Origin of the sequence: Brevibacillus soli (genome assembly GCF_044759095.2) — a bacterium.
Lineage (GTDB): Bacteria > Bacillota > Bacilli > Brevibacillales > Brevibacillaceae > JBIYSM02.
On the sequence record NZ_JBIYSM020000009.1, the window covers coordinates 97,052 to 105,874 of the forward strand.

Consider the following 8,823-nt stretch of genomic DNA (forward strand, 5'->3'; position numbering starts at 1 on the left):
TTTTCGGCGCGTTTCTGTTCTTCATTCTTACGGCTGGATACAACGAGGACAAAACCTGGAATCTGTAAGGTCTGAAGCAGCGCATTCTGCTTGCGCAATAGTGCTCTCCCAGGAAAAAAAAGCAGGCTGCCATCCGGCACCCTGCTTTTTCTCGTTGTAAGGGCCCCGCCCGGCGCAGCGTAAGCTTTCGCCGGGTGGGTTATTCTTGTATTAACCGGCAAATACCCCGGTTTTGTTACGAATCGCCTCGTACAGCTCCTCGAGGGAACCTCGCTGATCTACCTGGTACTGCGGTTCACCGCGATCCTCCAAGTAATTGGTGACGAGGAATGTCTTCATGCCGAGCTTGCTTGCCACCATATCCTCCTGCATGTGGTTTCCGACCATGACGCACTCCATCGGCTGCACACCCAGCCTGGAGCAGATTTCCTGGAAGTACCCCGGATTTGGTTTGGTGAAGTGGGATTCCTCGTACACCGTAACCAGATCGAATTCCTCGGGAGCCAGTTCAATCCAGGCCAGACGGTTGTGAATCGCCATCCGCGGAAAGACCGGATTGGTCGCCACCGCAACGCGATAACCCTGTTGTTTGGCTGCTTCAATAATCTTTTTCGCCCACGGAGACGGATAGGTCAGGTGGGACAAGGTTGGAAATACATCACGGTAAAAAGCATCGAATATGGGCCACACTTCCTCCTTTTTGAGACCGCTATGGGCGATGAAGTGTTCAAGAAACACCTGCTCGTTTGTCTTGTCCGGTTCCTGGCTGACAATCATCGCTTTGGTGGCGTCCCAGATGAGAGCAAGCAGCTTTTCCGCATCGTAACGGTCGCCGATGTAGCGGCCCAACTCCTGTAAATAACGTTTGACAAAGGGCTCCGTGTGCATTTCCAGAAGGGTTCCGTCCAGGTCAAACAGGATCGTGCTCGGTTTTGACATTTGATTCCTCTCCCTTGTTTTGATCGATCAGCAGGTTCACCTTACTTCAAACCGGGAAACCCAAGCTGCCGCAGTCCCTCAAACAGGACGATCGCAGCGCAGTTGGACAAGTTGACCGAACGGGTCGCACCGCCCATGGGGATGCGGATTGTCTGTTCACGGTACGCATCCGTCAGTTCCCGCGGCAGTCCTGTTGTTTCCTTGCCCAGAATAATGTAGTCCCCGTCGCAGAAGGAAACCTCCGTATAGAGCTTCTCTCCCCACGTTTCAACAAAGTAAAACGTACCCGCTCCTTCTCCCTGCTCCTTTGCAAAATGCTCAAAGCTGTCGTAGTGATGAACCGTTACGGCATGCCAATAATCAAGCCCGGCGCGCTTCAGATAACGGTCATCCGTGGAAAAGCCAAGCGGATGAATCAGGTGCAGGTGGGCACCGGTTGCCGCGCAGGAGCGGGCAATGTTGCCCGTGTTCGCGGGAATGAGCGGTTCGTGCAAAACGATATGTAATGGCATGGTGTTTATCTCCTCAAAGCGACTCCAATCTTCAGCAAACAATCATTCTTATTATACAAATTGTCTTTCTCGATTACCACTTTGTAACACGCTGCCCCTCTCTTGCATCTAACGAGAAAACGTGAAAGGAGAGGTTCTTATTTTTCGCATCTGGACCTATTTCATCGTCCTGCTGCTGCTTGCCTTGTTTTCTTATCTGCTCAAGACAGAATTTGCGTTTTTCCCTCCTCTGGAAACATGGAGTATGATTTTGGGGTATCTTTCCTTCGTATTGATTGGGCTCACGCTGCTTATCGGTCCCGTCAAACAGTGGCTGCCGCCCGCTTATACCACGTTCTGCCTCAAACTGCGGAGGGATCTTGGCATTCTGGCGGGTGCAGCCGGGGTGCTGCACGTTGCCATCGTCCTGTATCTGTTTGAAACAGGCAATGATTTGTTTATCATCGGACGGGAAAATGTCCACGATGGATGGTTGGGTATGTTTTTCTCCAATCTGGATGACACCGCTCACTTGTACCCCAATACAAGCAAGACGGGCATCGCCAATTATCTGGGAGCTGTCGCCTTTTTCGTTCTGCTTGCTCTCTGGCTCACCTCGTCGCGGCGAGCAGAGCTTCTGCTCGGCGGTGCAGGATGGAAAAGGCTTCACCTGCAAAATCCGCTGCTGTTTCTTTTGGTTTTGTTCCACGGCGTTATCTACATCCAATCGATCAAAGGCCACCCGCACACGCTAAGCGATTTTCTTTGGTTGGCCGGGTCTGTTTTTGTTCTTCGCGGTGTGTGCTTCGTCTACACGATATGCAGGCGCCGATAATAGAAAAAACCAGTTCCGTTTCCTTGGAACTGGTTTTTTTCATCATGAGCCGCGAATGTGAAAAAAGGCGTAGCGGATTTTCGGCGTATAGGCCGTAGAATCCCTGTATTCCCAGTAACGCCTGCTGCTGTTGGTCGTATGGGCGTTGACCAGCGGCATGCCGTCAGTGTCTTTCGCCACGACGATGGTGTTGTGCTGCCACCGTCCGTCCCCGTCAAAATCATAGCAAATGATATCTCCCGGAAGAAGCAGGTCCGGAGTGAGCAGTTCCACCGCCCGAATAGGTGCTTTTCCGGACTTGAGCTGCAGGTAAAAGCTGTGCGCGACGGTCCAGCTGTAGCTCCAACCGGGATTTTTGCCGCCGCGAAACCACCACCCCTTGCCTTTCTGGCCGGTAAAGGCCATCGGGATCCCCCCGGCATGCACACACTGGGAAATAAAGTTCGTGCAATCATCCTTAAAACGGGGATACGCGGGATTCGCCGAATTCCAGTAACGTTCCGCATAGGCGACAGCCTGTGCGCGGTTGTAACTTCCGCCGTACACCACTTCTTGCACAGATTCCCCTTGATCTCCCCCGTCCTCAGCCGGTACCTGCTCCATCTGGTGATAGTCGAAATACCAGCCCCACGGCCAAAGAAAGGCCCAATCGTCACCGCTCTTTTTCAACTTCACCCGCTGCAGGCGGCGATTTTCTTGGGTGTAGGTGAGATCCTTTATGTGATAGGTAATTTCAGCATGCAAAGAGAGGGTAGTCTCCACCTGGTCTCCCACTCTCACGACAGTCAGGGGTGTCACTTTTGACCTGACCGAAACGGGAGTGATTCCTCGGCTGACCAGCTGATGCCGCTCCCGTTCCCACCATTCACGTTCGCGTTGGGCGGCGGCTTCATCACCGCCGTAAAAGGGGAGCAGCCGTTCATGACAGCCGTCGACGCAGGTTTGATGAATCGCCTCCAGATATCGTTTTAGCGCTTCCTTCCACTCTTCGCTCACGATTGAACCTCCTTTTCCTGTGACCCATGATTCAACAGAGTATATGAACGGAGAAGGAATTTCAGACAAAAAAAGAAAAAGCCATCCTGTTAACGGATAGCTTGTACGCCTACAGATTGATCGAAATATCCCTCCAGCTTGAGGAGGTGCTCCTTGATGGCCAACCCGCCTCCATACCCGACAAGCGCCCCGTTGGACCCGATGACACGGTGGCAGGGAACGACGATGGGAATGGGATTGCGGTTATTGGCGCCTCCGATGGCGCGGACGGCCTTAACCGCCCCGATTGAGAGGGCAATGTCTTTGTAGGATCGAGTTTCACCGTAAGGAATGCGGGTGAGTTCGGTCCACACCGCCTTTTGGAACGGCGTCCCGTACAATCTAATCGGCAGGTCAAAAGCGGTACGCGTTCCGGCAAGATACTCTTCCAACTGCTGTTTGGCCGCGCGATTCATTTCGTCATCCGGAATCGGAACCGCTCCGAGAAACGTTTTGCGGCACCAACGCTGCAGGTTCGGCAGCGCTATTTCCTCTTCGCCGAATTCAATAAAGCAAAGTCCCTCTTCTGTCGACGCAAGCAGCAGCGGCCCGATTGGCGAGTTCATCACGGTATACCCCACCCTTTTTACCATCCAACGTTCCTCCCTACCTTGAAAAATTTTTGCTCACAAACATGATAGCCCATGGTAAACCAAGCTGGCTACTTGGAGGAGAGCGTTTCTCGGAAGAATGCCAGTCCTTTTTCCACCTCTTCCAGCACCTCCGGAGTTTTTTCGCACTCTTTTGCTTTTTCCAGGGCAGCCTTTGCCGTCTCACCGCCTATTTTGCCCAGAGCCCAGGCAGCTGTCCCGCGAATGACCGGACGCGGATCGTTTTCCATCAATCGAATCAGCTCAGGTACCGCTGTTTTGTCCTTAAAATGGGCCAAAGCCAGTATGGCATTGCGCTGGATTGGTTTCTTCCCTCGCCACGACGCAGACGAAGCGCCGAATTTTTCCTTGAACTCCTTGTTCCCCATGGTTAAGAGCGGAAGCAGGAGCGGTTTGGCAATCTCCGGATCCGGACGAAACGCTTCCTGGTGGGCAAAATGCTTCCCCTTGTTCTTCGGGCACACTGTCTGGCAAGTGTCACATCCGTACAGCCGGTTGCCAATCTTGGCCCGATACTGGTCGGGAATAAAATCCTTGACCTGCGTCAAGAAGGAGACGCACTTTTGTGCATTCAACTGGCCGCCCTGTACCAGAGCCCCCGTTGGACAAGCTTCCACACAAATATTGCAATCTCCGCATCCCTCCTCGACAGGGGTATCCGGCGGCAGCGGCAGATTGGTCACAAGCTCCCCCAGATACACCCAGGAACCGAATTCCGGTGTGATCAACGCGCAATTTTTCCCGATCCAGCCCAAACCCGCACGCTCAGCCACAGCACGGTCGGAGAGCGCCCCCGTATCAACCATGGATTCTACTCGAGCGTTCGGCTCCAATTGACAGATGAACTGCGTCAACTTGTCCAGCTTCTCGCGCAGGACGTGATGGTAATCGGTTCCCCAAGCGGAGCGGCTGAGAATTCCTCTGTAGGCTCCCGGCTCCGACTTGGGCGCGTTCTCCATCTTGGAAGGATACGCCAAAGCGATGGATATGATGGACTTGGCACCTGCCAAAATGAGTTCCGGTTCCGTTCGCTTTTCCAGGTCGCGCTCTTCAAATCCGGACTCGTAGCCCTTTTCCCGATGCTCTCGCAGCCGCTGTTTCAACTCGACGAATGGGTCGGCGCTGGCAAAGCCAATCTTGTCTATGCCAATCTTCTTCGCATATTCGGCAATGGCCTGTTTCGTCTGCTCCCAGTATGCCCGTTCGCTCACAGCTGTTTGATCGCCCCCGTCGCCAATTCGTCGCATCGGTTGTTCCAGAAATTGTCGGCGTGCCCCTTTACTTTTACGTATTGAACTTGGTGTATTTCCATCAGACGGAGCAATTCCTTCCACAAATCCTGGTTCTCTACAGGTTGGTTTTTGCTGTTTTTCCACCCGTTTCGCATCCAGCCCTTATACCAGCCCTGTTGAAAGCAATTCACCAAGTAGGCGCTGTCACTGTATAGTGTTACCTTGCACGGCTCTTTCAGCACGGACAATGCTTCGATCGCCGCCTGCAGCTCCATCCTGTTGTTCGTCGTGTTCTGAGCGGAACCCGACATCTCTTTTTTATGTTCGCCGTACAGGAGCACCGCTCCCCAACCACCCGGTCCCGGGTTTCCCGAACAAGCTCCGTCTGTGTAGATGGTTACTTCACGCATAGTCAGACATTCCTCCCGTTCTCCTTTATTGTATCGAAGGACAGTCGCTTCTACAAAAAAATCTGTGATATACTACCAAAAATAGGTGGAATGAAAGGGGACACAAACAAATGAAAGTGCGGATTGACGACGCCGTTTTTGAACATCTGCCCCATTTTTCGCTGGGCGTTCTTCATTATTCAGGCGTGTCTCTTACCGATTCACCCAAACTGCTTCAGGGGCGAATCAACCTGTTTGTCGAATCGCTCAGACTGGAGCATGAGGCGGGAAAACTGACAGAAATCGAAGGCGTACGCGAATGGCGCGCCTGTTTTAAAAAATTGGGCATCGATCCATCCCGATACCGTCCCTCTTCCGAGTCTCTGCTTCGCCGCCTGCTGCAAGGAAATGCCTTCTTTTGGGTCAATTCGGCAGTCGATGTCAACAACTTCCTGTCGGTTCATCACGCACTTCCGTACGGCATTTACGACGAGAACAAGCTGACCGGCAGCGTCGTTTGCCGATTGGGACAAGCTGCTGATCAATACGAAGGCTTAAACGGCCGAGAGGTTCACATGGAAGGCAAACTTCTGCTCGCAGACGACCAGGGCCCGTTCGGCAGTCCGATTGTTGACTCCGTCCGTACTCGCGTGACAGATCAAAGCAGGAACCTGATGCAGGTCATTTTTTTCCATGAACAAGTCTCGCCAATCAAGCGTGACGAAATTCTCGGCTCCACGGCCCGCATGTTTACGGAAATCAACGGGGGAGAAGTCGCTCTCAGCTACATCGTCACTTCGGGATAATTCCTCTATAAAAAGCGGCTCTCTGTCACAGAGAGCCGTCTTGTTCGTGTATAAGAATTTATAAATTTGGACATCCCATACAGCCGCTAGAAAAGTGTTCGGGGCCCCGCCCGGCGAAGCGTTAGCTAATGCCGGGTGGGTTTTCTTAATGTTGCGGTTGATCGGTGCCTGATGACAACATGCTCCAAAAACAAACAGACCAATACTCCCAAAAGCAAACCGTTGCCAAACAAAAAACTGAACAGCGGATGAAGCTGCTTCCAGGCCGCAGCCGGAACGAACATGACGCCAATTCCCAGCAGAAGGGAACTGCCCACGATGGTGATCGACCGATCGTCCAGCCTCACAGAGGCCAAATCCTTTATCCCGAAGCCTAGCAGTTGAGTAAACGAGACGAACATAGCTGCATAAGCGACGGGTGTTGGCATCGCCGCAAGGAATTGCGAGACAGCTGGCAACACGCCAATGACCATCATGACCAACATGGCCACCATAAACGGCAGTCGAGCCGCCATTTTCGTCGTTTTAATCACGGCAGCAGCCAGAGACAGCGGAATCATCCCCACCACCCCGGCAAGACCGGACAACATGTGCGAGACTCCGGTAAAAATGCCGCCCCGGTTCAACTGCTGAACGCTCGCCGGTTCATTTGTCGCTTTTCCAACCACCACCATACTGGTAATCAGATTCGTCAACAGGACAAACCCGGTTAATATGCTAGTCAGGACGACTCCCCAGTCCAAGCGCATCGGTCCCCAAAAGAGCAGGCTTGGCAATACCACTGCTTCCTGTGATCGGCCAACCGGTTCTGTCCAGCCGAGCAAAGCGTATGCTCCCCAACCGAGAACCATGCCAAGCAGCACGGCAAAACTAGCCACGCTGGGAATCCGCATAATAAGGATGACCAGCGCGATAATCCCAACGGAAACAAGAGAAATGTCGGACTGTACATACTCTGCTTGCTGGTAACCGATCCCCAGCAAACCGGAGACAAAGTTGCTGCAGAGAGAGACTGCCAACAGGATCATATACGTCCCAGAGACCAGCGGAGTAAACCACTGCTGAATTTTCCCGATCCACCCCGCCATTCCCAGGGCCACAAAAAGCCCCCCGGCCACCAGCAAGCCGAGCTGAAATGACTGCCCGATGAGACGGGGATCCAGTCCTGCACTCATCCCAATCTGCGCTAAAATGATAAAGATGCCCCACCACAATCCCGCAGGTGCCTCCATCATCGGAAAGCGATGGCCGATCCAAACTTGCAAAAAGGAAGCCAGTCCGACAAAAAAGATCGTCTGCTGCATAAACCGACTGATTTCTTCATGCTGTAACCCGTAAACATCACCGACGACGAGTGGAACCACTACGCTGCTGGAAACCGTTACAATTAACCATTGCAGAGCAGAGAGAATCGTAATGCTCCACGGAGGTCTGTCATTCAGCCCGTAATACATCAGAAACACCTCCTTTTTTGTGAAGATGCTTTTTACGAGAAACCCTTTGTTATCATTCGGCGAAAAAAATGCGCTTTCCCGCTTATACAAGCGAAAAAACGCATCTGGTGTAGTATGTATGGTGCCGGTAGAGGGACTTGAACCCCCACGGTTTCCCTCACGATTTTGAGTCGCGCGCGTCTGCCAATTCCGCCATACCGGCATGTATTATTTTGTTTGCTAAACACAATTTAGCATATGTTAAACAAAGTAGTCAATAGGAATTTTTTGTGGAGGAGGCACCCGGATTCGAACCGGGGGATAAGGGTTTTGCAGACCCGTGCCTTACCACTTGGCTATGCCTCCAGAAACAAGTGGAGCGGACGACGGGTCTCGAACCCGCGACCTTCGCCTTGGCAAGGCGACGCTCTACCAATTGAGCTACGTCCGCATGGAAATGGCTGGGGTACTAGGATTCGAACCTAGGAATGACGGAGTCAAAGTCCGTTGCCTTACCGCTTGGCTATACCCCAATATGAGATTAATGGGGCGATCGATGGGAATCGAACCCACGAATGTCGGAGCCACAATCCGATGCGTTAACCACTTCGCCACGACCGCCATTGAATGAAAAAAGTGGCAGGGGCAGTAGGAATCGAACCCACACCAAAGGTTTTGGAGACCTTCGTTCTACCGTTAAACTATGCCCCTATAAATGGTGGCTCGGGACGGAATCGAACCGCCGACACGAGGATTTTCAGTCCTCTGCTCTACCGACTGAGCTACCGAGCCAGATTTATTGGTTTGCTGCCACCATAAAAAGGATGGCGGAGCTGACGGGACTCGCTTCCACTGGCGATGCAGCGTCGAAACAACTTCTTCGCGAGCCAGATCTGCAGTACCCGGCATTTTTCCACGAATCACCCCGAGGGTGAACCCGTTTACGGGTGAGAGGCCCGAAAATTTCCTTCATAGAAATGGCGGAGCTGACGGGACTCGAACCCGCGACCTCCGGTGTGACAGACCGGCGTGAACTCCAACTTCACCACAGC

9 protein-coding genes and 7 tRNA genes are annotated in these 8,823 nt (G+C 52.7%); 2 read left to right on the forward strand and 14 right to left on the reverse strand.

Features of this window, described 5'->3' with window-relative positions; translation table 11 throughout:
- Positions 1 to 210: 210 nt before the first annotated feature.
- Both ACE99V_RS05855 and ACE99V_RS05860 read right to left on the reverse strand, forming a co-directional pair.
- The gene (locus ACE99V_RS05855) at positions 211 to 939 is read right to left on the reverse strand and encodes an HAD family hydrolase (protein WP_400489395.1); all 729 of its coding nucleotides are present in this window, start codon (positions 937 to 939) and stop codon (positions 211 to 213) included.
- Between the two features lie 41 nt (positions 940 to 980).
- Positions 981 to 1,451, reverse strand: coding sequence for a tRNA (cytidine(34)-2'-O)-methyltransferase (locus ACE99V_RS05860; protein ID WP_400489396.1), 471 nt, complete (start codon positions 1,449 to 1,451; stop codon positions 981 to 983).
- Positions 1,452 to 1,572: 121 nt separating this feature from the next.
- Here ACE99V_RS05860 and ACE99V_RS05865 point away from each other — a divergent pair, with 121 nt between their 5' ends.
- Positions 1,573 to 2,265 (forward strand): ferric reductase-like transmembrane domain-containing protein, encoded by a 693-nt coding sequence (locus ACE99V_RS05865; protein WP_400489397.1) that lies wholly within the window; start codon positions 1,573 to 1,575, stop codon positions 2,263 to 2,265.
- A gap of 42 nt (positions 2,266 to 2,307) precedes the next feature.
- Here ACE99V_RS05865 and ACE99V_RS05870 read toward each other — a convergent pair whose 3' ends face one another.
- The 4 genes from ACE99V_RS05870 to rnhA form a co-directional block, all read right to left on the reverse strand.
- Positions 2,308 to 3,261 carry an amidase domain-containing protein gene (locus ACE99V_RS05870; protein ID WP_400489398.1) on the reverse strand — a complete coding sequence of 318 codons (954 nt, stop codon included), beginning with the start codon at positions 3,259 to 3,261 and terminating at the stop codon, positions 2,308 to 2,310.
- Between the two features lie 89 nt (positions 3,262 to 3,350).
- Entirely contained in the window at positions 3,351 to 3,893 is a 543-nt protein-coding gene (locus ACE99V_RS05875; protein WP_400489399.1) for a methylated-DNA--[protein]-cysteine S-methyltransferase, read from the reverse strand.
- 68 nt (positions 3,894 to 3,961) lie between these two features.
- Positions 3,962 to 5,122, reverse strand: coding sequence for a tRNA epoxyqueuosine(34) reductase QueG (gene queG / locus ACE99V_RS05880; RefSeq protein ID WP_400489400.1), 1,161 nt, complete (start codon positions 5,120 to 5,122; stop codon positions 3,962 to 3,964).
- Complete coding sequence (gene rnhA, locus ACE99V_RS05885) at positions 5,119 to 5,553, reverse strand: ribonuclease HI (protein WP_400489401.1); 435 nt, start codon at positions 5,551 to 5,553, stop codon at positions 5,119 to 5,121. The genes queG and rnhA overlap by 4 nt, the downstream gene beginning before the upstream one ends.
- A gap of 110 nt (positions 5,554 to 5,663) precedes the next feature.
- Here rnhA and ACE99V_RS05890 point away from each other — a divergent pair, with 110 nt between their 5' ends.
- A complete protein-coding gene (locus ACE99V_RS05890) occupies positions 5,664 to 6,338 on the forward strand; it encodes a B3/B4 domain-containing protein (protein ID WP_400489402.1) in 675 nt (224 codons plus the stop codon).
- Between the two features lie 125 nt (positions 6,339 to 6,463).
- On the opposite strand, the gene ACE99V_RS05895 is transcribed toward ACE99V_RS05890, so the two are convergent.
- The 8 genes from ACE99V_RS05895 to ACE99V_RS05930 form a co-directional block, all read right to left on the reverse strand.
- Entirely contained in the window at positions 6,464 to 7,792 is a 1,329-nt protein-coding gene (locus ACE99V_RS05895) for a purine/pyrimidine permease (protein ID WP_400489403.1), read from the reverse strand.
- A gap of 119 nt (positions 7,793 to 7,911) precedes the next feature.
- Positions 7,912 to 7,994 (reverse strand) — tRNA-Leu (locus tag ACE99V_RS05900).
- A gap of 68 nt (positions 7,995 to 8,062) precedes the next feature.
- A tRNA-Cys gene (locus tag ACE99V_RS05905) sits at positions 8,063 to 8,137 on the reverse strand.
- A 9-nt stretch (positions 8,138 to 8,146) separates the two neighbouring features.
- Positions 8,147 to 8,222 (reverse strand) — tRNA-Gly (locus tag ACE99V_RS05910).
- Between the two features lie 7 nt (positions 8,223 to 8,229).
- Positions 8,230 to 8,304, reverse strand: a tRNA-Gln gene (locus ACE99V_RS05915).
- Between the two features lie 12 nt (positions 8,305 to 8,316).
- A tRNA-His gene (locus ACE99V_RS05920) sits at positions 8,317 to 8,392 on the reverse strand.
- Between the two features lie 16 nt (positions 8,393 to 8,408).
- Positions 8,409 to 8,482 (reverse strand) — tRNA-Trp (locus tag ACE99V_RS05925).
- Between the two features lie 5 nt (positions 8,483 to 8,487).
- A tRNA-Phe gene (locus tag ACE99V_RS05930) sits at positions 8,488 to 8,563 on the reverse strand.
- Between the last annotated feature and the right edge of the window lie 260 nt (positions 8,564 to 8,823).